19 protein-coding genes are annotated in these 19,634 nt (G+C 62.9%); 3 read left to right on the top strand and 16 right to left on the bottom strand.

All coding sequences use genetic code 11. From position 1 onward, the window contains the following. Nucleotides 1-51: 51 nt before the first annotated feature. The 4 genes from GE253_RS00500 to GE253_RS00515 all read right to left on the bottom strand — a co-directional run bounded on the left by GE253_RS00500 (nt 52) and on the right by GE253_RS00515 (nt 3,558). A complete protein-coding gene (locus tag GE253_RS00500; protein WP_153202192.1) occupies nt 52-519 on the bottom strand; it encodes a RidA family protein in 468 nt (155 codons plus the stop codon). 263 nt (nt 520-782) lie between these two features. After that, a complete protein-coding gene (locus GE253_RS00505) occupies nt 783-2,453 on the bottom strand; it encodes a glycosyltransferase family 39 protein (RefSeq protein WP_153202193.1) in 1,671 nt (556 codons plus the stop codon). After that, entirely contained in the window at nt 2,450-2,797 is a 348-nt protein-coding gene (locus tag GE253_RS00510; RefSeq protein ID WP_153202194.1) for a lipid-A-disaccharide synthase N-terminal domain-containing protein, read from the bottom strand. The genes GE253_RS00505 and GE253_RS00510 overlap by 4 nt, the downstream gene beginning before the upstream one ends. After that, nucleotides 2,794-3,558, bottom strand: coding sequence for a glycosyltransferase family 2 protein (locus tag GE253_RS00515; RefSeq protein ID WP_153202195.1), 765 nt, complete (start codon nt 3,556-3,558; stop codon nt 2,794-2,796). Before GE253_RS00515 ends, GE253_RS00510 begins: the two co-directional genes overlap by 4 nt. A 269-nt stretch (nt 3,559-3,827) precedes the next feature. Here GE253_RS00515 and GE253_RS00520 point away from each other — a divergent pair, with 269 nt between their 5' ends. Then, entirely contained in the window at nt 3,828-5,507 is a 1,680-nt protein-coding gene (locus tag GE253_RS00520; RefSeq protein ID WP_153202196.1) for a methyl-accepting chemotaxis protein, read from the top strand. Between the two features lie 37 nt (nt 5,508-5,544). Here the strand turns inward: GE253_RS00520 and pncA are convergent, their stop codons facing one another. From pncA to GE253_RS00535, 3 genes are all read right to left on the bottom strand, one after another. Further along, nucleotides 5,545-6,195, bottom strand: a complete 651-nt coding sequence (gene pncA / locus GE253_RS00525) for a bifunctional nicotinamidase/pyrazinamidase (protein ID WP_153202197.1) — start codon at nt 6,193-6,195, stop codon at nt 5,545-5,547. 28 nt (nt 6,196-6,223) lie between these two features. Continuing rightward, complete coding sequence (locus tag GE253_RS00530; protein WP_153202198.1) at nt 6,224-6,724, bottom strand: nucleoside deaminase; 501 nt, start codon at nt 6,722-6,724, stop codon at nt 6,224-6,226. A 74-nt stretch (nt 6,725-6,798) separates the two neighbouring features. Then, nucleotides 6,799-6,951, bottom strand: a complete 153-nt coding sequence (locus GE253_RS00535) for a DUF3309 family protein (RefSeq protein ID WP_153202199.1) — start codon at nt 6,949-6,951, stop codon at nt 6,799-6,801. Nucleotides 6,952-7,177: 226 nt separating this feature from the next. Between GE253_RS00535 and GE253_RS25740 the strand changes: the two genes are divergently transcribed. Beyond that, the gene (locus tag GE253_RS25740; RefSeq protein WP_173012421.1) at nt 7,178-7,582 is read left to right on the top strand and encodes a GreA/GreB family elongation factor; all 405 of its coding nucleotides are present in this window, start codon (nt 7,178-7,180) and stop codon (nt 7,580-7,582) included. 49 nt (nt 7,583-7,631) lie between these two features. Here the strand turns inward: GE253_RS25740 and GE253_RS00545 are convergent, their stop codons facing one another. The 9 genes from GE253_RS00545 to GE253_RS00585 form a co-directional block, all read right to left on the bottom strand. Next, nucleotides 7,632-8,141, bottom strand: a complete 510-nt coding sequence (locus GE253_RS00545; protein WP_153202201.1) for a hypothetical protein — start codon at nt 8,139-8,141, stop codon at nt 7,632-7,634. A 329-nt stretch (nt 8,142-8,470) separates the two neighbouring features. Next, complete coding sequence (gene purD, locus GE253_RS00550) at nt 8,471-9,766, bottom strand: phosphoribosylamine--glycine ligase (RefSeq protein WP_153202202.1); 1,296 nt, start codon at nt 9,764-9,766, stop codon at nt 8,471-8,473. Nucleotides 9,767-9,873: 107 nt separating this feature from the next. Then, nucleotides 9,874-12,132, bottom strand: coding sequence for an EAL domain-containing protein (locus tag GE253_RS00555; protein WP_153202203.1), 2,259 nt, complete (start codon nt 12,130-12,132; stop codon nt 9,874-9,876). Nucleotides 12,133-12,359: 227 nt separating this feature from the next. After that, nucleotides 12,360-14,036 carry an energy-dependent translational throttle protein EttA gene (ettA, locus tag GE253_RS00560; protein WP_153202204.1) on the bottom strand — a complete coding sequence of 559 codons (1,677 nt, stop codon included), beginning with the start codon at nt 14,034-14,036 and terminating at the stop codon, nt 12,360-12,362. Between the two features lie 160 nt (nt 14,037-14,196). After that, nucleotides 14,197-14,523 carry a helix-turn-helix transcriptional regulator gene (locus GE253_RS00565; RefSeq protein WP_153202205.1) on the bottom strand — a complete coding sequence of 109 codons (327 nt, stop codon included), beginning with the start codon at nt 14,521-14,523 and terminating at the stop codon, nt 14,197-14,199. Further along, the gene (locus GE253_RS00570) at nt 14,520-14,894 is read right to left on the bottom strand and encodes a type II toxin-antitoxin system RelE/ParE family toxin (RefSeq protein ID WP_153202206.1); all 375 of its coding nucleotides are present in this window, start codon (nt 14,892-14,894) and stop codon (nt 14,520-14,522) included. Before GE253_RS00570 ends, GE253_RS00565 begins: the two co-directional genes overlap by 4 nt. A gap of 50 nt (nt 14,895-14,944) precedes the next feature. Then, nucleotides 14,945-16,525 (bottom strand): hypothetical protein, encoded by a 1,581-nt coding sequence (locus tag GE253_RS25745; protein ID WP_173012422.1) that lies wholly within the window; start codon nt 16,523-16,525, stop codon nt 14,945-14,947. A gap of 143 nt (nt 16,526-16,668) precedes the next feature. Further along, nucleotides 16,669-17,691 (bottom strand): flagellar motor switch protein FliG, encoded by a 1,023-nt coding sequence (gene fliG / locus GE253_RS00580; protein ID WP_089287977.1) that lies wholly within the window; start codon nt 17,689-17,691, stop codon nt 16,669-16,671. A 116-nt stretch (nt 17,692-17,807) separates the two neighbouring features. Continuing rightward, nucleotides 17,808-19,091 (bottom strand): GAF domain-containing sensor histidine kinase, encoded by a 1,284-nt coding sequence (locus GE253_RS00585; protein WP_173012423.1) that lies wholly within the window; start codon nt 19,089-19,091, stop codon nt 17,808-17,810. A gap of 108 nt (nt 19,092-19,199) precedes the next feature. Here GE253_RS00585 and GE253_RS00590 point away from each other — a divergent pair, with 108 nt between their 5' ends. Further along, on the top strand, nt 19,200-19,562 hold the full coding sequence (locus GE253_RS00590) for a cupin domain-containing protein (protein WP_153202208.1): 363 nt from the start codon (nt 19,200-19,202) through the stop codon (nt 19,560-19,562). The last annotated feature ends 72 nt before the right edge of the window (nt 19,563-19,634 follow it).

Here is a 19,634-nt window from a genome sequence, read left to right on the forward strand (position 1 = left end):
TGGCACCAGGGGCTGGCCCGCCAAGGGCCAACCCCTGAAAAGATAATGTTTTTACGCCACTTCGAAGATCGCCTCGACCTCCACAGCCACGCCCAGCGGCAGGGAAGACGCGGAAACGGCGGAGCGGGCGTGGCGGCCGGCATCGCCGAAGACTTCCTGCATCAGCTCCGAGGCGCCATTGATCACCTTGGGCTGATCATTGAAATCGCCGGTGGAATTGACGAAGCCGACCAGCTTCACCACGCGGGTGATCCGGTCCAGATCGCCATCCAGTGCTGCCTTGGCCTGGGCGATCAGGTTCAGCGCACAGGTGCGGGCGGCCTCGCGCCCTTCCTCAAGGCTGTAACCGGCACCCAGCTTGCCGACATGGCGCAGTTCTCCATTCCACAGCGGAATCTGGCCGGAAATGAACAGCTGGTTGCCGGTGCGCACGGCCGGCACATAGGCTGCCACCGGAGCCGCTGCCTTCGGCAGTTCAATCCCCAGTTCCGCCAGACGCGCATCGATACGACCTGACATGAAATCCTCCTGTATGTTGATTGCTGCTAAATTCCGGCACGCTGGTCCGGCCGAAACATTGGTTGAGCCTCTGTTTAATACCAAATCCCGGTGAGGAGAACTTACCGGGATTTGGTACGGCGGCGACCGCCGCCGCGCGGCACGTGCCGCGTGAGCCAAGCCAACGGACGTTGGCCCCGGCGCTTGAGACCGGTGATCGGTTCCGATCACCGGGACAGGGTATAACGCGGCTGCGGGCCGCCGCGAAAGGCTGTTCTGTTGTTTCAGGGTGCCAATGTATAGAGGTGCAGAACCTCCTTGCGCCCCCGCGAATAGTTGAAGCCAGCCAGTTCCACCAGCAGGCGCGGTGTACGCCCCTGGGTGGCAAGGCCAGCCATGAAGGCATCCTCCTCCCGCCCCCTGGCCACCAGACCCACGGCGCAGGCGGGATCGGCCAGCAGATGGCCGGCCACCATTTCCCCGCCGCCCAACCTTGTATTGGTGCCGATCAGAAACACCATGCTGGGCTCGTTATAGCCGGCCGCCGCCAGCACGGAATGGCCACAGGGCCGCGTGCGGCTGAAGGCATCGGCCACCTGCGGGCTGAGCCACATCGGTTTCAGCCCTGGCAGGGCTACACCGAACAGCAGCACAAAGGTCGCCACCGCCCCACCCAGACCAGCCAGCAGCAGCCGGTCACCATCGCCGCGCCGGTCAAACAGGAACATGGCCCCCACTGTCACCAGCACGCCCAGCGCCGCAAGAAGGGCGGTGAAGACCGGCCCCCCCGTCAATTGAATAGGGAACGCCACCAGCGCGCCGGCAAAACCCAGCCCGACCAGCCCGCCCAGGCCCAGTGCCGCCCGACGCCACCAGCGGTCACCCGGTACCGACAGCCCATCCACCCGGTCCAGCAAGGCCGCCACCGCCAGCATGGCCACCGCCGGCAGCACCGGCAGCAGGTAATGCGGCAGCTTGGTCACCACGCCCTCATGGATCACCCAGGTGGGGATAATCCAGGCGGCACAGAAGCGCACGGCATCGATATGCCGGTGCCGCCAGGCCCACGGGATGGCCGGCAGGGCCAGGAAGGCCCAGGGCCAGAAGGTCAGCCAGAAGGTGGCCAGGAAATAGCCGGGCGGTGCGCCATGGCTTTCCTGCCCGGCATTGGCCTTGCCGAGAAATTCATGCCCGATGGCATAGCTGAAGAAGGCGCCCTTGGTAACGATGGCAATCGCCACCAGCCAGGGCAGGACCACAGCCAGTAGCAGTGGCACCCCGAGGAGGGGCCGCAGCCGTTTCAGCCAGCCGGCCCGACGGTCCATGGCCCACAGGGCGGCACAGGCCGTACCCACCACCATGATGATGATCGGCCCCTTGATCAGAATGCCCAGCCCCAGCGACAGCCAGAACAGCAACACCAGCCCCAGCGGGGCGGCAAATGGCTTTTCCCGGTCCAGATAAAGATGAGCCAGCACCAACATAGCCCCCAGGATGCAGGCCAGTTGTGCCGCATCGGTTTTCGCCATGCGTGCTTCCACGCCCAGAATGACGCAAGTCGCCATCATCAGACCGGCGGCCAGCCCCACGGTGGCACCGAACAGTCGCGCGCCAATCCCGGCTGTCAGCAGCACCGAGGCCACCGCCCCGATCAGGGAGGGCACCCGGTACATCCAGATCGGCGCATCGGCAGCATCGCCGCCCAGCGCCTTTACCGCCACGACCTGCGCCCAATAGATACCCACCGGCTTCTTATGCCGCGCCTCATCCTGGAAGCGGATATCGACATAATCGCCGGTCTCCAGCATCTGCCGGCTGGCCTGGACATAGCGCGACTCGTCGCGGTCAAAGGGCGGGATACCGGCAAAACCCGGCAGAAAGGCCGCCAGCGCCACCAGCAGCAGCAGCAGCCAATGGACCGGCAGCAAGACCGCCGGGCGGTAAAGCCTGTTCATTCCGCCACCGCCGCCGTCTGGCGGGCCGCCGGCACCACCCGGCCCGGCTTGTGCCGGCGGATCAGCACAATATTGCGGGCATAGATGACCAGGGCCGGGATCTGCCCGGCGATGATCACGATATCCGGCCGCAAGACGCCATAGATGATCAGCATCAGCCCGCCGCCGAGAGAGAAATACCAGAAAGCCTCAGGCATCACGCTGCGACCGGCCCGTTCAGAGCTGATCCACTGCACCAGAAAGCGCATCATGAACATGATCTGCGCCGACAGACCGAACAGCACCAGCCAACCCTTGTCGGCAATGGCGGCATTCCACCACGCTGCTATATGGGTCCAGATCATGCTTGCCCATCCTCCGTCACAGCGCCCGGCACGCTGGTGCGGCGCAACAGCCAGACCACCCCCAGCAGGTCGAACAGCCCGACAGCCGCCCGACCCAGATTGGTATATTTTGACCGGCCGGCGACGCGGGCACGGTCATTGATGGCAAGGTTGGCATAGGCCAGCCCCCGCCCCTTCACCAGGGCGGGCAGGAACCGATGCTGGCTGTCGAAAAATGGCAGTGCCAGGAACAGGTCGCGGCGGATCAGCTTCAACCCGCAGGCCGTATCCGGACAGGCATCGCGCAGGAAGGCGCGCCGGATGCCATTGCCCAGACGCGAGGTCAGGCGCTTGGCCAATGTGTCATCGCGTCGACGGCGGTTACCAGCCACCAGTACCAGATCGGGTTGCCTGTCGCGCTCAGCCAGCAGGCGGGGAATATCGGCCGGATCATTCTGGCGGTCGCCATCAATGGTCACCAGCCACTCCCCCCGCGCGGCCAGCGCGCCTGTGCGCAGTGCCGCACTCTTGCCGGCACGCCATTGGTGGCGGATCAGCCGCAGGCCCGGATAAAGCCCCTGCACCTCCCGCACCCGTGCCACCGTCTCGTCGGTGGAACCGTCATCCACCAGCAACAGCTCGAAGGAAGGCGCATCCGGCAATGTCGCATAAATTTCCGCCAGCAAGGGCTGGACATTATCCTGCTCGTTCATGAGCGGGATCAATATCGAGAACAAACCCGACCTCCCCTGGGCCGACGGCCCCGCTAGTGCTCCGCACATCTGTTTGGGAGTAAACCCGCGCCGTCGAAAGGGGAAGTGACTGTTTGTTAACACTGCTGCCCGCTGCCAAGCCACTGCGCGACGGTACATTGTAAATAGCAGTGGGACAAGTTCATGCTCGTACAAGCGACAAAATAATCAACGGTGATTATTTTGCATAAATTTTTAACTGGCCAAATATACGCCGGCAAAATAATGTCCATAAAGGAAACTTCTAGCGAAATAATTGGCATTTTTCCATTTTTGGTTACTTAAGTGGGAGAGTTAAGATGCGCTTGTCCGATTTATCGTTTCGGACCCGGATCATCGGATCCTTTGGACTGATGCTTGTTGTCACAGCGTTTCTTGGGTTCTTCTCGCTGATGGGCATGTCAGCCATGGGCGAAACGAGCGATGAGGTGATGACGAACACAATGCCGTCCGTCGTCGCCAGCAATAAATTGCTGATAAGCGTCCTGCAGCTACGCCGTTATCAGGCCACCGCGATTATTGAAAATGACCCAGAAAAGCTGAAAGAACATCAAAAAACCATCGCTGAACTGGATAATAATATCATCGAGATACGGAAAGACTACGAGTCCATTGTCGATGACGAACGGGCGGAGATTACGCGTTTCGATCGGGCCTGGACCCTTTTCCAGCCGAGCAGCAGCGCCATTTTGCAGAAGTTGGGCGATGGCGATACCGCAGCAGCGGTGGCCTTGTTCCAAGGTGAGAGCCGTACGGCCGTCAATGAAATGTTCACGGCCCTTGACAAGGCTGTCGTGGTGAACGAGGCCGAGGGCGAGGCCGCCCGCCGGAATATGCAAAAAGAATGGGATCGCGCCCGCACGGTGGCAATGAGCGCACTTGCCATCGCCCTGGTTCTGGCCGCGGGCATCGGTATCGCCATCACCCGTGCCATCACCGTCCCCACCAACCGGCTGACGCAATGCATGTCCCTGCTGAGCCAGAAGCAGCTGGGGACGGAGATTTTCGGCATGGACCGTCAGGATGAGATCGGTTCCATGGCCCGCGCCGTCCAGGTATTCAAGGAAGGGCTGATCCAGGCCGATGCGCTGGCCGCCGCCCAGGCAGCAGAGGAGGAGGCGAAAAGCCGCCGCGCCGCGCAGATCGACCGGCTGATCCAGGCCTTTGACAGCGAATCCGGCGAGACCTTGCGCAACGTCACCGACGCCGCCAACGACCTGGACAGCACCGCCCACACCATGTCGGCCCTGTCGGAACAGACCAGTCGGCAGGCCGCCGATGCAGCCGCCTCGGCTGAACAGACGACATCGAATGTGGAAACGGTGGCCGCCGCCAGCGAGCAGATGGTGGCCAGCATCACCGAGATCAATCAACAGATCTACCGCGCCAAGCAGGTGGCCGGGGAGGCCGCCACCGGGGTGCGCCAGACCGACGAGACGGTCACCGGGTTGGCGCAGGCCGCCCAGCGGATCGGTGATGTGGTAGGGCTGATCCAGGCCATCGCCAGCCAGACCAACCTGCTGGCCCTGAACGCCACCATTGAGGCAGCAAGGGCGGGAGAGGCCGGCAAGGGCTTCGCCGTCGTCGCCTCCGAAGTGAAGAATCTGGCCAGTCAGACGGCCAAGGCGACAGAGGAAATCGCCGTGCAGATCGCCGCCATCCAGAAGGTTTCCGGCGAAACCTGCAGTGCCATTCAAGCCATTGGCCGCACCATCGACGAGGTGAACGATATCTCCACCTCCATCGCCGCCGCCATGGAGGAACAGGGCGCTTCCACGGCGGAGATCAGCCGCAATGTCACCCAGGCCGCGGCCGGCACGCGGAACGTTTCCGGCAATGTCGACCAGCTGATGCAGGCTGCATCGGAGTCGGGCGAGGCGGCCGGCCAGGTGCTGATGGCCGCCGCCGGCCTGTCCAGCCAGTCGGACAGCCTGAAACAGGCGGTGGAACGGTTCCTGACCGCCATCAAGGCTGCCTGAGTCGATCTGGCTCCCACCCATTCACCCGTACGGCCTGCTATTTCCCGCAGGTCGCACGGGTGAACTGCACCCCGATGGCATTCATCCGGGCTAGGGCCAGATCCAGCGACCCGTTCATGTCGATGGGACGGCAGGCATCCTCAAATACGATGGGCTGAAAGCCGCAGCGTGCCGAATCCTCCGCGGAATAGGAGACGCAGTAATCCAGCGCCAGCCCGGCAAAGAACAGCCGGCGGAAGCCGCGTTCCCGGCAATAGCCGGTCAACCCGGTCGGGGTGATGCCGTCATTTTCAAAGAAGGCGGAATAGCTGTCGATGGCGGGGCGGAAGCCCTTGCGCACCACCATATCGGCGGCCAGCGTCAGCAGATCGGGGTGGAATTCCGCCCCCGCCGTGCCCTGCACACAATGGTCGGGCCAAAGGGTCTGGGGGCCATATGGCATCCCAACCATATCATAGGGTGCCCGGCCGGGATGAACGGAGGCGAAGGAGGAATGGCCCGCCGGGTGCCAATCCTGTGTCAGCACAATCCCCGCCCCCGCCGCCTTGAAGCGGCGGATCAGGTCATTGGCCAGCGGCACCACAGCGTCCCCGTCTGGTACGGCCAGTGCCCCGCCGCCACAGAAATCATTCTGGATATCCACCAGCACCAGCAGATCGCCCGCCTCTGGATCAAGAGTTGTGCGCATGGCTGCCACCCGTCGTTGCCAAACTCCATCAATAGGGGACACGGTCCGCCTTCACAATCCAGTCATTAAAGACGGAGAGGGCAGCCTTGCTGGGGCGATGCTGGCAGGGGATGATCCGGGCATCGGGCGGCAACGGCACCTGTTCATAGATCAGCGCATCGTCAAAGCCGATGGCGGCCGCCTGATCGCGGGTATTGCCATAGACGATACGATCCACCCGCGCCCACAGGGCCGAGGCCAGACACATCGGGCAAGGCTCACAACTGGCATAGAGCGTGGCCCCCCGCAGATCAAAGCGCGACAGGCGCTGACAGGCGTCCCGGATGGCCACCACCTCGGCATGGGCGGTGGGATCGTTGGTGGAGGTGACGCGGTTCCAGCCCTGCCCCACCACCTGCCCGTCCAGCACCACCACGGAGCCGAAGGGGCCACCATCGCCAGCCTCCATCCCCTGGCGGGACAACGCGGCCGCCAGGGTCAGGAAATGCTGGTCCTGGGCATCCGGGTGGTTATCGGCGTGATCGGTCATCGGGGTTCCCTTGCTATGCGTCGCCGCAGCTTCATCCAAGGCTACCCTCCAATCAACCGCTCACGCCAGCGGCATCAGATGCGCCCCATCAACAACAGGATCAGCAGCACCACGACCACCACCGTCAGCAGCCCGCTGGGCCCATAGCCCCAGGCACGGGAATGCGGCCAGGCCGGCAGCGCGCCGATCAGGATGAGAATCAGGACGATCAACAGGATGGTGGTCATGGCCCGGCGGCTCCTTCTTATCGTTCAGTGCCCAGCGGCTATGTTTGCTGAACGCTCTGGTGCCGCCAGCGCTCCCGCCTGCGGTGGGATTAACCCGCACGAATGCCGCAGATGGCTGATAATACCCGAAAGGGCGATGGGGATTGACGGAACCGCTGCCAACCGCTTTGCTGCACTGGTACCGGCGCCCATGCCGGCACCTTTGCAACCTTTTGGACCATGCATCATGAACCGCAAAACCCTGATCGGCGACCCGCCCATCCGCATCCTGCGCAATGATTTGGAAAAGTTGGAAAACCTGCTGGACCATCTGCACCGCGCCTATGCCCGTGTCTCGCTTTTCCTGCAGAACGAGGTGATGCGCGCCGAGCTGGTCGACCGCCAGACCCGGCGACCCTTCATCCAGCTGGGTTCCTGGGTTTCCTTTTGCGATGAGGACGGTGCCCGCCATGCCGGTACACTGCACCTGCCGGAAGAGCGGCAGGAGGCACCACCCGACGGCATTTCCATCCTGACCCCTGTGGGGGCCGCCCTGCTGGGGCTGAGCCGGGGCCAGACCATCACCTATGAGACGATTGACCGCCGATCCAAGCAATTGACCGTGCTGGATGTGCGGGCGCCTGCCGGGTAAGGGGGTTTCCACCAACGCGGCCGGACCCTTCCGGCCGCGTCGAGGGAACTCAACCGAATTTCAACAGGCTGGGCGCCTTATCAATGATTTCTTCCAGGATCATTTCCGCCGTATCCAGATCGCCCTTCAGCTTGTCACCCAGCTGTTTTTGATATTCCGGCCGGCGCAGCTTTTCCGCCGCATCGTAGAGGCTGTGCAGTTCGGAAACGAAAATATCCCGCGCGCCCATGGGCAGCATGGTCTTGGCCGACAGCACGAAGAAAAAGCGCATGGAGGCCCGCACCAGCAGGCCCAGCATCAGCGTATCCAGCCGTGCATATTCTTCACGCAGATCGTCCACCCGCACCGCTTCCACCGATTTCAGCCTTCCTTCGATCAGGATGCAGAGCGCGCGGAATTCCCCCACCTTGTTGCGAAACTCATTATAGGCCTGGAAACTGTCCTTGGCGGCCTCTTCCTCCGCCAGCTTGGCCAGGCGCATGGCGTCGCGTGCCTGCTTTTCCAGGGCGCCGATCAGTCCTTCCACTTCTTTGCGGGTATAGGTGCGCTTGATCGCCATCAACAGGGACTTCGGTTAACCAACAGAACGGTCCCCTGTATAGCCCCTGCCGCAGCGCAATGAAAGCGCCGCTGCGGCGATGCTGTCCCCTGAAACGGTTGGGTAACCAGCCCCTTATTGCAACCATGGTAACCTGGTGGCACGCTCGACGGACATAATCGGGAAAACGAACAGGGGGGCCATGCCGCCTTGCACGCCGCCGGGGTGGAGATCATCCGCAAGCCGGAATGGACATGCCCGGCGTCGGGCGCTTCGCCCGCATCCATGCCCCGGAGGGCAACCCGATCGAACTGTGACAGCCCGATCAGGTTCCCTAAGCGCCCTCTGCTTTAAAGACCGCGCGCCATCGCCCGCCAGGCGATATCGCGGCGGCAGAAGCCTTCTTTCCAGTCGATCAGATCGACCGCGCGATAGGCCAGTTCCCGCGCCTCGGCGATGCGAACGGCCCCCGCCGTCACGCCCAGCACGCGGCCACCATTGGCCAGCACCGCGCCGTCCGGTCCCGGCTTGGTGCCGGCATGGAAGATTTCCACACCCGGCACCTGTCCGGCGGCGGCCAGATTGTTGATGCGCGTACCCTTCTGGTAATCGCCCGGATAGCCTCCCGCCGCCATCACCACGCAAAGTGCTGCTTCGTCATGCCATTGCGGCTGCTGGCCAGAAACATCGCCCTTGGCCGCCGCCAGCAGCAGTTCCACCAGATCGGATTTCAGCCGGCGCATCAGCACCTGGCATTCCGGGTCGCCGAAGCGGACATTATATTCCAGCAGCTTGGGCACCGGCTTTCCATCCGGCCCGTTCACCACCATGATCCCGGCGAATAGCACGCCGACAAACGGCTTGCCCTCTGCCGCCATGCCGCGCACCGTGGGCAGGATCATCGTGTCCATGATCTCCGCCTCAATAGCCGGCGTCAGCACCGGGGCGGGGCTATAGGTGCCCATACCGCCCGTGTTCGGCCCCTGATCGCCATCAAAGGCGCGCTTATGGTCCTGCGCACCGGCCAGGGCCACCGCGTTGGTGCCGTCGCAGATGGCGAAGAAGCTGGCTTCCTCCCCATCCAGGAATTCCTCGATCACCAGCTCGGCCCCGGCATCGCCGAAGCGGCGGCCTACCATCGCCTCGTCAATGGCGGCATAGGCTTCATCGACATTCTGGCAGATGGTCACACCCTTGCCGGCGGCCAGCCCGTCAGTCTTCACCACAATCGGCGCACCCTGCTTGGCCACAAAGGCACGGGCGGCGTCGCGGTCGGTGAAGCGACCATAGGCGGCGGTAGGCACACCGAACCGCGCCACCGCATCCTTCATGAAACCCTTGGAGCCTTCCAGGGCGGCGGCGGCAGCCGACGGGCCAAAGGTAGGAATACCGGCGGCGCGCAGCTTGTCCGCGAGCCCCAGCACCAGCGGTTCTTCCGGCCCGACAATCACAAAATCAATGGCGTTGGCCGTGGCGAAATCGGCAAGGGCGTCAATCTTGTTGGCGGCGATATCCACACATTCGGCCACGGCCTTGATGCCGGCATTGCCGGGCGCGCAATAAAGCTTGTCGCACAGGGTCGAACGGGCGACGGCCCAGCACAGCGCATGTTCACGCCCACCCGAACCCACGACCAGGATCTTCATCGCCGCCTCCCTCTCTCGCTATGGCGGCGGGGTTCTAGCACGGGTGGGTGCCGCTGGGCACCCGGTGGCTGCGGATACCGCCTTTGCTTGGATGGAACGGGGGGCTCTCAGCCCAGCGGCCCCGACGGCACCCCCAGCATGGCGCCGGCCAGCTCGGCCGGCATCGGCTTGCCATAAAGGAAGCCCTGCAGAAAACCACAGCCCAGCCGTTCCAACTCATCGGCTTGTTCCAGCGTCTCCACCCCTTCGGCCACCACCTCCAGGGAAAGTTGCTGGGCCAAGGCCAGCATGGTGCGCAGGATGGTGCGGCTTTCAAACCGGTCGATCATGCTGGACACGAAGGCCCGGTCCACCTTCAGGAAATCAAACGGCAAGGTCTGCAAGTACGACAGGTTGGAATAGCCGGTGCCGAAATCATCCATGCAGAGCCGGATGCCCAGATCGCGCAGGCCCGACAGAATTTCCGCCGCATGAGCCGGATCGCCGATGATGGTGCTTTCCGTCACTTCCAGTTTCAGCAGCGTGGGATCAACCCCGCTTTCCTCCACAACCCGTTTCACATGGTCCAGGAAGCCCGGTTCGGACAATTGCGCGGCGGAGATATTGACGCTGACCCAGATGGGCCGGCCGCTGGCCCGGGTCCATTCGGCAATGCGGGTGGCTGCCTCCCGCATCGCCCAGGTGCCGATGGGCACGATCAGCCCCGTTTCCTCTGCCGCCGGGATGAAAGAGGCGGGCACCATGATGCCGCGCGCCGGGTGCTTCCAGCGCACCAGCGCCTCAAACGCCACCACCTTGCGCGTCACCGCATCGACAATGGGCTGATAATAAAGCTCAAACTGGTTCTGTTTCAGGGCCGCATTCAGCTCCATCGTCAGGCCCAGCCGATTCTGGTCGCTGTCATTGCCGACCAGAACCTCCTGCAAACGGCCGAAGGCGCGTTTGGAGGCGTGCAGGCTCTCCTCCGCCCGGGCCAGCATTTCCTCCGCATGGCGGTCGGGAAGGTTGCACCAAGCCAAGCCCGGCGTTACCAATGGATGCACCTCCCGCCCCGCCAGGATCACCGGTTCCGACACGGCAGCCAGGATCGCCCGCACCTGCGCGCGTGCCATCTCCAGATCCGGCCCGCCGGGCAGCATGATGGCGAACTGGTCGCCGGCGGTGCGGGCACAGGCCGCCGCCGGGCCCGCCGCCTGTACCACCCGGCGGGCGGTGATGCCCAGCAGCTGGTCGCCCCAGGCCACCCCCAGTTCCTGATTGAAATCGCGGAAGCGCCGCAGATCGATCAGGGCAACGGCACAGGAACCGGCCCCATCCTCCCCCAACAGGCCCAGCCGGGCCCCAACGGCCGCCACCAGCCCGGTGCGGTTCAACAGGCCGGTGGCCCGGTCATGGGTGCGGTCACGCGATAGCTGTTCCACCAGCAGGGCGTTGTCCAGCCCGATGGCGATGGTACGGGCAAACAGCGCCATCACCCGCTGATCGGGCCCATGGTCCGGCTGCAGGCCGGACAGATGGACGATGACAGCAACGCTGGGCGAGACGGAGGTATGAATCGCCAGCCAGCCAGCCCCCTGCACCCCGGCCGGCTGGGCCAGCGCCTGCACAATCTGCTGGCAGATTTCCGATGGCGCCGCATGGGACAGCGGCCCCGCCGGCAGAAGCGGCCGGACATCGCCGCCGCCCCGCAGCCGCCCGGCCAGCAGGCGGGGTTCGCCCACCGGCTCCCCCTCCACCATTTCCACCCGTGCCAGCAGGGCGCCGGTACCAGGGCCGGCCAGGGCCAGCAAGCTGTCCACCACACCGGCAGCAAAACGGTTGACGTCGCGCTGTTCAAACAGACGGGCCGTGGCATCCAGGATATGGGCCAGTCCGGCGCGGTTTGCCTCCAGCGCGCGGATCTGCTGATAGGCACGCAAGGCGGTCAGCACCGAGGTCCAGAGCCGGCCAGCCGTCAGCTCATCCTTGGCGCGGTAGTCATTGATGTCATAGCGGGCCACCACCTCCCGCTCCGGCGCCTGGCCGGGCTGGCCGGTGCGCAGGATGATGCGGACATATTGATTGCCCAATTCCTCCCGGATGGCGCGGGCAAGGTCCAGCCCCGCATCTTCGCTCTCCATCACCACATCCAGCAAAACCAGGGCGATATCGCTGTATGCCGCCAGGATCCGCCGGGCCTCTATTGCCGAATAGGCAGACAGAAACAAGGGCTTGCGGCCGGCATGAACCAGATCGCGCAGGGCCAGTTTGGTGACGCTGTGAACCGAAGGATCGTCATCGACAATCAGAATCAGCCAGGGAGACAGAGCGGGCGTGGGTTGGGCCGGGTCCGGTTCCGCCGCAAACACCAGAAGGTCTTCTTCCATCGGCCACTTCCCCCCGCTGGGCCCACTCCCCCAGGCCCGCCCAGCACGCCCTTTGTCCGGTTAAGGAAACATAAAGAAGTACGGCTGCCAATGCCAGTGGCTACAGAATTTCCCTAAAATTTGACCAATCCAATATTTCGGAAGGCGGGGTCAAAGCGCCGAAACAAAACGCCCCCACCGGATAACCGGCGGGGGCGCTTGTCAGCATCGGAAAGGCTGGGAACGGATCAGCGCTCCAGTGGCTTGTACTTGATACGGTGGGGCTGATCGGCCTCTGCCCCCAGACGGCGGCGCTTATCCGCCTCGTAATCGGCATAGTTGCCTTCAAACCAGACCACCTGGCTGTCACCCTCAAACGCCAGGATGTGGGTGGCCAGACGGTCCAGGAACCAGCGATCGTGGCTGATGACCACGGCGCAGCCGGGGAAGGTGGACAAGGCCTCTTCCAGGGCGCGCAGGGTTTCCACGTCCAGATCGTTGGTCGGTTCGTCAAGCAGCAGGACGTTGGCGCCGGACTTCAGCATCTTGGCCAGATGCACGCGGTTGCGCTCACCACCCGACAGCTGGCCCAGCTTCTTCTGCTGATCCGGCCCGCGGAAGTTGAAGGCGCTGACATAGGCGCGGCTAGGCATGGACTTCTTGCCCAGCTCGATCACGTCCAGCCCGCCGGAGATTTCCTCCCAGACATTCTTCTTGTCATCCAGGCTGTCACGGCTCTGGTCGACATAGCCCAACTGCACCGTCTCACCCACGCGGAAGGTGCCGCCATCGGGCTGCTGTGCGCCGGTGATCATGCGGAACAGGGTGGTCTTACCGGCACCGTTGGGGCCGATGATACCGACAATGCCGCCCGGCGGCAGGCGGAAGGACAGATCGTCGATCAGCAACCGGTCGCCAAAGCCCTTGCGCAGGTTCTCCGCCTCGATCACCACATTACCCAGACGCGGCGGCGTGGGGATGACGATGCGGGTTTCGCCAATGGCTTCCTTCTGGTTGGCGGAAGCCAGCAATTCCTCGTAAGCCTGGATACGGGCCTTGGACTTGGCCTGACGCGCCTTGGGCGACGCGCGCACCCATTCCAGTTCCTGGGCCAGCTGCTTCTGCTTGGCACCCTCTTCCCGGCCTTCCTGTTCCAGACGCTTCTGCTTCTGTTCCAGCCAGGCGGAATAATTGCCCTCGTAGGGGATGCCCGAGCCGCGATCCAGTTCCAGAATCCAGCCGGTGACGGCATCCAGGAAGTAACGATCGTGGGTGACCATCACGACGGTGCCGGGATATTCGGCCAGGAAGCGCTGCAGCCAAGCGACGCTTTCGGCATCCAGGTGGTTGGTCGGTTCGTCCAGCAGCAGCATGTCGGGCTTGGACAGCAGCAGCTTGCAGAGCGCCACGCGGCGCTTCTCACCACCCGACAGCTTGGCCACCTCGGCGTCACCGGCCGGGCAGCGCAGCGCGTCCATGGCGATTTCGACCGTGCGGTCCAGATCCCAGGCGTCGGCCGCGTCGATCTTTTCCTGCAATTCGGCCTGTTCGGCCATCAGTGTGTCGAAATCGGCATCCGGATCGCCCATGGCTTCCGACACGGCATTGAACCGGTCCAGCAGCGCCTTGGTCTCGCCCACGCCTTCCATCACATTGTCCCAGACATTCTTGTCCGGGTTCAATTGTGGTTCCTGCGGCAGATAACCCACCTTTACGCCATCGGCGGACCAGGCCTCACCATTATAATCCTTGTCCAGCCCGGCCATGATCTTCAGCAAGGTGGACTTACCGGCGCCGTTGACGCCCAGCACGCCGATCTTGGCGCCGGGATAGAAGGACAGCCAGATATTCTCGAACACCTTCTTGCCGCCGGGATAGACCTTGGTCACACCCTTCATCACATAGACATATTGATACGCGGCCATGGCGGCATCCTTCAGGTAAGCATCTGCATAAGGTTTGCTGGCCTTGTACCGCAGCGGGCAGCCCGGTGCAATCGGGGGGTAACGCGCGCGGCCCGTAAGGTACTTGCGGCATGTCTGTCGGCATCCGCCGCGAAGGCTGATACCCGTGGGGGAGAGGCGATCACGCCACCGGGATCGGGGCGGCAGGCGGCCCGCCGGGCGTGGGATGCACCACGATATCGACGGCACACCCCACCTTCACCATCATGCGCAACAGCCGTTCAACGGACACATCCCGGAATTGACCACGCAGCAACCGCGAAATATCCGGCTGGCTCACCCCCATACGCCGGGCCGCCTCAACCTGGGTCAGGCCCAAATCCTTCAAGATGGCCGCCAAACGCGCCACCAGTTGCGCCTTCAACAGATGGCTGTCGGCATCAGGAAAGCCCAGGTCTGCGAAGACATTATCAGTGCCACGCTGGATAGGGATGTCTGCATCCGTCATGTCTTGGCCTCCCCACCTTGTTCCAACAGCCGCCGATGATGGTCGGCCTCTGCTGCCTTCAACCGCCGCTTGATCAAATCCAGGTCTTCGGCGGGGGTTTTGATCCCGCTTTTTGATTTCTTCTGGAAGGCATGTAGGACATACACCGCGCGCTCAAACCGAACCGTGTAGACGGCACGAAATGTATCGCCGCGATGATCCTCCACAATCTCCAGAACGCCGGCACCACCAAAGCCCTTCAACACCTTCGCGTCGGCATGGAGGCCACCGGCCTGCGCCAGATGAAGCGCGAAACCCATGATATCCTGTACCTCTGGCGGAAAGGCGCAGAAATCCTTATAGGCGGAACCAACCCAATCGACCGGACGCATGTTATCCCCAATATGGTGGTTCCGCCATAAAAATCAGAAATCCCGAATAATCATGACGTCATCCGTCGCTGGAGATAGCGAAGCAAGGGTTCCATCCATTGCAAATGCGGGCCAGAGACAGCAGCGAGTTCACGGATGGTGGGCAGATGGTTTGTCAAAAATGCGAGGGCATAGTTAATCGTTTCCGCCGTTGCCCCCGTCATCGTTGTTCCAACGACGCTGGCCGCCAAACCGTCCTTCAGCGTCTCAAACACAACAACGGTAGCGATGGTGATAAACAGATTTCGGTTGGCCGACATGGCAACCTGGGTTGAGCGTTCCGGGTAAGGTCCGCGCCCAACACCGTCGGCCATGCCTGGCCATTCCTCCCGCACCTGATCGCTGAATAACTTATCAGCCCCCGCAATCGCGTCGGCAAATTGCCGTGCCGCCAGCCGCTGGGCAGCAATATCGGCATTCTTATTTTCATACTGGTGGCTGCGTTCCAGAAGCACCTGCCCCTGATGGGTCGAAGCGATAAGGAGGCCGTGGGTTGACAGTACAGAATCCAGCCCCGCGGCCACGCCTATTGGCATATCTGGCATATCACGCGCAGCAATAGCCTTGGTCAAATGGGCGCGGGCGATTTCAAGATTATTGCCACGAAGATAAAGCTGATCAATTGAAAGGGGCTGACGTCGCAAGCAGGCCGCGTATTTATTTACATCCCCCAGCAGCATGGCAAACGCGTTGGAGCCAGAGAGTCGTACCTGCAGCTCCTCAACCGTTTCATTCAATATTTCCAAAATGCCTTCGTTGGCGTTCTGCTCCGTTAGCGTCGGCACGCCGGACGGCACAACACCGATGCGACCATCTTCAGCCACGCCGAGCGTTATTCCTGGTTCCGTTTCTGGAATAATCAGTTTTTCTGAATCCCGCAGCTTCAGCCACGCGGCGATATCAGCATTCACCAATGCCGCCGGACGGTTCCACCATTCATCGGGCTGTTGGGCGATACGCAAGGTCAGGTCGGGGCCGAAATAGTCGGCGCTGGGACCGTTGCCGGTAAGGAGGGCTTGATACCAGTTGATCCAGGGGGCGTGGTCTGTCGCCAGTTTCCCGCCAGCAATGGTTTGCCATGGCTCTGTCACCGAGGGCGGGGCCTCACCCGGCCAGAGCGGTGACAAAGCCAAACCGGCAAAGGATTGGCCCTCTCCGCGCGTCCTTAGCCAGTCCACGTCTGTCCTAATTGCTCTCCAGACGGCGGAATCGGCGGCGGAATCGGCGGCGGAACGGACGGCGGAACGGACGGCGGAACCGGCGGCGGAAAAGGCGGCGGAACGGGCGGCGGAACGGGCGGCGGAACGGACGGCGGAACGGGCGGCGGAACGGACGGCGGAAAAGGCGGCGGAACGGGCGGCGGAACGGGCGGCGGAACGGGTCATATCATGGGCCGGATATTTGCCGGCGGCCCATGATATGTAGCACGCCCGAAGCACCGCCAACCAATGCTCTTCCGACAAGCCGGCCAGCGCCATCGGCAGCACCCGCAGAGCCGCACGGGCCGCGATCAGGTGCGACCACTGCGCCGGCTTGTCCGCCAGAAACTTCTCAAGCTGTTCCGGTTTCGTAAATTCCAACGCCATCGCCACCCCTGCCCTTCTCCCGCCAGGGTAGCGCAACTGGGATGGTTGCGTCAGCACCGATCATCAACCGATACGCCGGTTCGTCCTTATGGGGGGTGTGAGGCAATGCGGGCGGGCAGGGTTCTGCCCCCTCCCCCGCCCCACCAGACTCAATAAACCAGCTCATCCTCGCCCTTGCCGCTGGCAATGACGATTTCGCCGCGCGCGGCCATGTCCTTCGTGAGCTGCACCATATACATCTGCGCCTCGTCGACATCACGCAGGCGCACCGGGCCCATGGCGCCCATATCCTCGCGCATGATCTTGGCGGCACGTTCGGACATGTTGGTGAAGAACATGTCCTTCAGCGTGTCCGACGCGCCCTTCAGCGCCGTGGCCAGCTTCTGCTTGTCGACATTGCGCAGCAGGGTCTGGATGCCGCTGGGGTCCAGCTTGGACAGATCTTCGAACGTGAACATCAGGGCGCGGATGCGTTCGGCACTGTCGCGGTTACGCTCTTCCAAGGCGGCCAGGAAGCGGCTTTCGGTATTGCGGTCAAAGCTGTTGAAGATTTCCGCCATCATCTCGTGCGCGTCGCGGCGGTTGGTGCGGGCCAGGTTCGACATGAATTCGGTGCGCAGCGTGCGCTCGATATCGTCGATCACTTCCTTCTGCACCGCCTCCATGCGCAACATGCGCATGATCACTTCCATGGCGAAGCTTTCGGGCAGAAGCTGCAGCACGCGGCCGGCATGGTCACCCTTGATCTTGGACATGATCACGGCCACCGTCTGCGGATATTCATTCTTCAGATAGTTGGCCAGCACCTGCTCATTCACATTGGTCAGCTTGTCCCACATGGTACGACCGGCGGGACCACGGATTTCCTCCATGATCTGGTCGACCTTGTCCTTGGGCAGCACCTTGGTCAGCAGGCGTTCGGTGCTGTCGAAGGTACCAACCAGGGAACCGGTGGAACTGATCTGCTCGGCAAATTCCACGAACAGACGTTCTACCAGATTGGAACTGACCGAGCCCAGATTGGCCATGGTCTGCGACAGTTCCTTGATCTCGTCATCGCCCATCAGCGCGAACAGCTTGGAGGCGATTTCCTCCCCCAGCGCCAGCATCAGGATGGCGGCTTTTTCGGGACCAGTCAGACCGCGGTAATCTTCACGGACGCGCATGGCCATGACGGCAAACTCCCCGGAAACGCAAAACCTGTCGGATCAGGCATCAAAGTGACGATTGACCTCTAACTCTAGCATAGGCCGGTTGACAGGTTAATCTGCCTTGTGCACGCGCCTGTTCAGGTCGGGCGGCTGCCATAGGGGGCCAGCGGCAGGTCGAAACTGGCGATGGTCCCCCGCCCCAGCTCACTTTCCAGGCGCAATTGCCCCCCGTGGCAATGTATCAACTGGTGCGACAGGGCAAGGCCGAGACCGGTGCCCTTGGACCGGCTGTCGGCATCACCGGCCTGTTCATAGGGCCGGCCCAACCGGGCCAGATCGGCAGGCGCGATGCCATCGCCATTATCCCGGACCGTCAGAACCAGCCGCCGCCCCCGGCGATGGGCCGATATCTGCACCACACCGCCAGCCGCCGTAAATTTCACCGCGTTGGAGAGCAGGTTCAACAGCACCTGCTTGATGGCCCTTGCATCCACCTGCACCAGTTGCCAGTCGCCCTCCGGCAGCAGTTCGATCGTCACCTTGCGTTCGAAGGCCAGACCGCGCACCAGGCGCACCACCTGGTTAACCAGGGCCTGGCTGTCAAAGGTGGCGGCGCAAAGCTCCAGCTTGCCGGCCTCCACCCGCGCGATATCCAGCATATCATTGACCAGATCCAGCAGATGCTGGCCGCTGGAACGGATATTCTCGACAAATTCCTTATAGGCAGGGTCGCCCAGCGGCCCCATCACCTCCCCCGCCATCAGGCCGGAAAAGCCGATCACCGCCGTCAGCGGGGTGCGCAATTCATGGGTCATGGTGGCCAGGAACAGGGAGCGGGCGGCCAATGCCGCCTCCGCCTGCTCCTGGGCCTGCCGGCTTTCCGCTTCCGCCTTCCGGCGCGCAGCCAGTTCTGCCACTGCCTGCATCCCGGCATGGCGCAGCTCAATCAGCTGCATCGCCGTCTGGGCCAGATCGCGCAGCACCTGCCGGTCACGGTCGCACAAATGGCGGGGCTGGCGGTCGATGACGCAGAGCGTGCCCAGCCGGTGCCCGTTGGGGGTCAGCAGCGGGGCACCGGCATAAAAACGAATATCCGGCGCGCCCGTCACCAGCGGGTTATCGGCGAAGCGCGCATCCAACAGTGCGTCTTCCACCTCCATAATGTCGGTGCCCAGGATCGTATGGGCGCAAAAGGCCATTTCGCGCGGCGTCTGCGGGGCCTCCAGCCCATAGCGGGCCTTGAACCATTGCCGCGTCTCATCCACCAGGGAAACCAGGGCGATGGGGGTGCCGATCAGGGTGGCCGCCATTCGGGCCAGCCGGTCAAAGGAATCCTCTGGGCCGGTATCCAGAATAGCATAGCCATGCAGACTGGCGACGCGCTCCCCTTCATCTTCTGGTACTGGCGGCAATTTCATCATGCGGGTAAGCCGCTTGTTCCGTAAAATATTCACGAGAGTATAAACTGCTTTGGCGTGCTTGACGATAGGCGCCATGCGGACATCTGCATCAACGGAATGGAGACGATCATGCACCCCCCTGCTCTTCCCCCCATCGTGGTTTTGGACGATGCCGGGCCGGCACCGGAAAGCTATCGCCCGCCGGCGGATCGCATCCTGGCGGGCGATCCGGTGCAGACCGTCTCCAACCGCTTTGCCAGCGCCGACGGGCGCTTCAATTGCGGGGTCTGGAGCTGCCAGCCCGGCAAATGGCGGGTGATTTTCAGCGAGAATGAGTTCTGCCAGTGGCTGGAAGGGGTGGTGCTGGTGACCGGCGATGACGGGCAGCAGCGCCGCTTCCAGGCGGGCGATGCCTTCGTCATGCCCGCCGGCTTCACCGGCACCTGGGAGGTGCTGGAGCCGGCGCGCAAATATTACGCGGTGTATGAATAATACCAATCCCCCTTGATCGTGACCGATCAAGGGGGATTTCGCGTTCCACAAGCGCTGGGCGGCGGCATCCGC

Source organism: Niveispirillum sp. SYP-B3756 (assembly GCF_009495745.1).
Taxonomy (GTDB): Bacteria; Pseudomonadota; Alphaproteobacteria; order Azospirillales; family Azospirillaceae; genus Niveispirillum.

What these genes read in the sequence shown, in the direction of transcription:
- GE253_RS00590 (WP_153202208.1), top strand. Translation starts at nt 19,200, where the DNA reads ATGCACCCCCCTGCTCTTCCCCCCATCGTGGTTTTGGACGATGCCGGG.
- GE253_RS00570 (WP_153202206.1), bottom strand. Translation starts at nt 14,894, where the DNA reads ATGCGTCCGGTCGATTGGGTTGGTTCCGCCTATAAGGATTTCTGCGCC.
- GE253_RS00505 (WP_153202193.1), bottom strand. Translation starts at nt 2,453, where the DNA reads ATGAACAGGCTTTACCGCCCGGCGGTCTTGCTGCCGGTCCATTGGCTG.
- GE253_RS00500 (WP_153202192.1), bottom strand. Translation starts at nt 519, where the DNA reads ATGTCAGGTCGTATCGATGCGCGTCTGGCGGAACTGGGGATTGAACTG.
- GE253_RS00545 (WP_153202201.1), bottom strand. Translation starts at nt 8,141, where the DNA reads ATGGCGATCAAGCGCACCTATACCCGCAAAGAAGTGGAAGGACTGATC.
- GE253_RS00510 (WP_153202194.1), bottom strand. Translation starts at nt 2,797, where the DNA reads ATGATCTGGACCCATATAGCAGCGTGGTGGAATGCCGCCATTGCCGAC.
- pncA (WP_153202197.1), bottom strand. Translation starts at nt 6,195, where the DNA reads ATGCGCACAACTCTTGATCCAGAGGCGGGCGATCTGCTGGTGCTGGTG.
- GE253_RS00520 (WP_153202196.1), top strand. Translation starts at nt 3,828, where the DNA reads ATGCGCTTGTCCGATTTATCGTTTCGGACCCGGATCATCGGATCCTTT.
- GE253_RS25740 (WP_173012421.1), top strand. Translation starts at nt 7,178, where the DNA reads ATGAACCGCAAAACCCTGATCGGCGACCCGCCCATCCGCATCCTGCGC.
- GE253_RS00515 (WP_153202195.1), bottom strand. Translation starts at nt 3,558, where the DNA reads ATGTGCGGAGCACTAGCGGGGCCGTCGGCCCAGGGGAGGTCGGGTTTG.
- GE253_RS00535 (WP_153202199.1), bottom strand. Translation starts at nt 6,951, where the DNA reads ATGACCACCATCCTGTTGATCGTCCTGATTCTCATCCTGATCGGCGCG.
- fliG (WP_089287977.1), bottom strand. Translation starts at nt 17,691, where the DNA reads ATGGCCATGCGCGTCCGTGAAGATTACCGCGGTCTGACTGGTCCCGAA.
- GE253_RS00555 (WP_153202203.1), bottom strand. Translation starts at nt 12,132, where the DNA reads ATGGAAGAAGACCTTCTGGTGTTTGCGGCGGAACCGGACCCGGCCCAA.
- GE253_RS00530 (WP_153202198.1), bottom strand. Translation starts at nt 6,724, where the DNA reads ATGACCGATCACGCCGATAACCACCCGGATGCCCAGGACCAGCATTTC.
- GE253_RS00565 (WP_153202205.1), bottom strand. Translation starts at nt 14,523, where the DNA reads ATGACGGATGCAGACATCCCTATCCAGCGTGGCACTGATAATGTCTTC.
- GE253_RS00585 (WP_173012423.1), bottom strand. Translation starts at nt 19,091, where the DNA reads ATGATGAAATTGCCGCCAGTACCAGAAGATGAAGGGGAGCGCGTCGCC.
- purD (WP_153202202.1), bottom strand. Translation starts at nt 9,766, where the DNA reads ATGAAGATCCTGGTCGTGGGTTCGGGTGGGCGTGAACATGCGCTGTGC.
- ettA (WP_153202204.1), bottom strand. Translation starts at nt 14,036, where the DNA reads ATGGCCGCGTATCAATATGTCTATGTGATGAAGGGTGTGACCAAGGTC.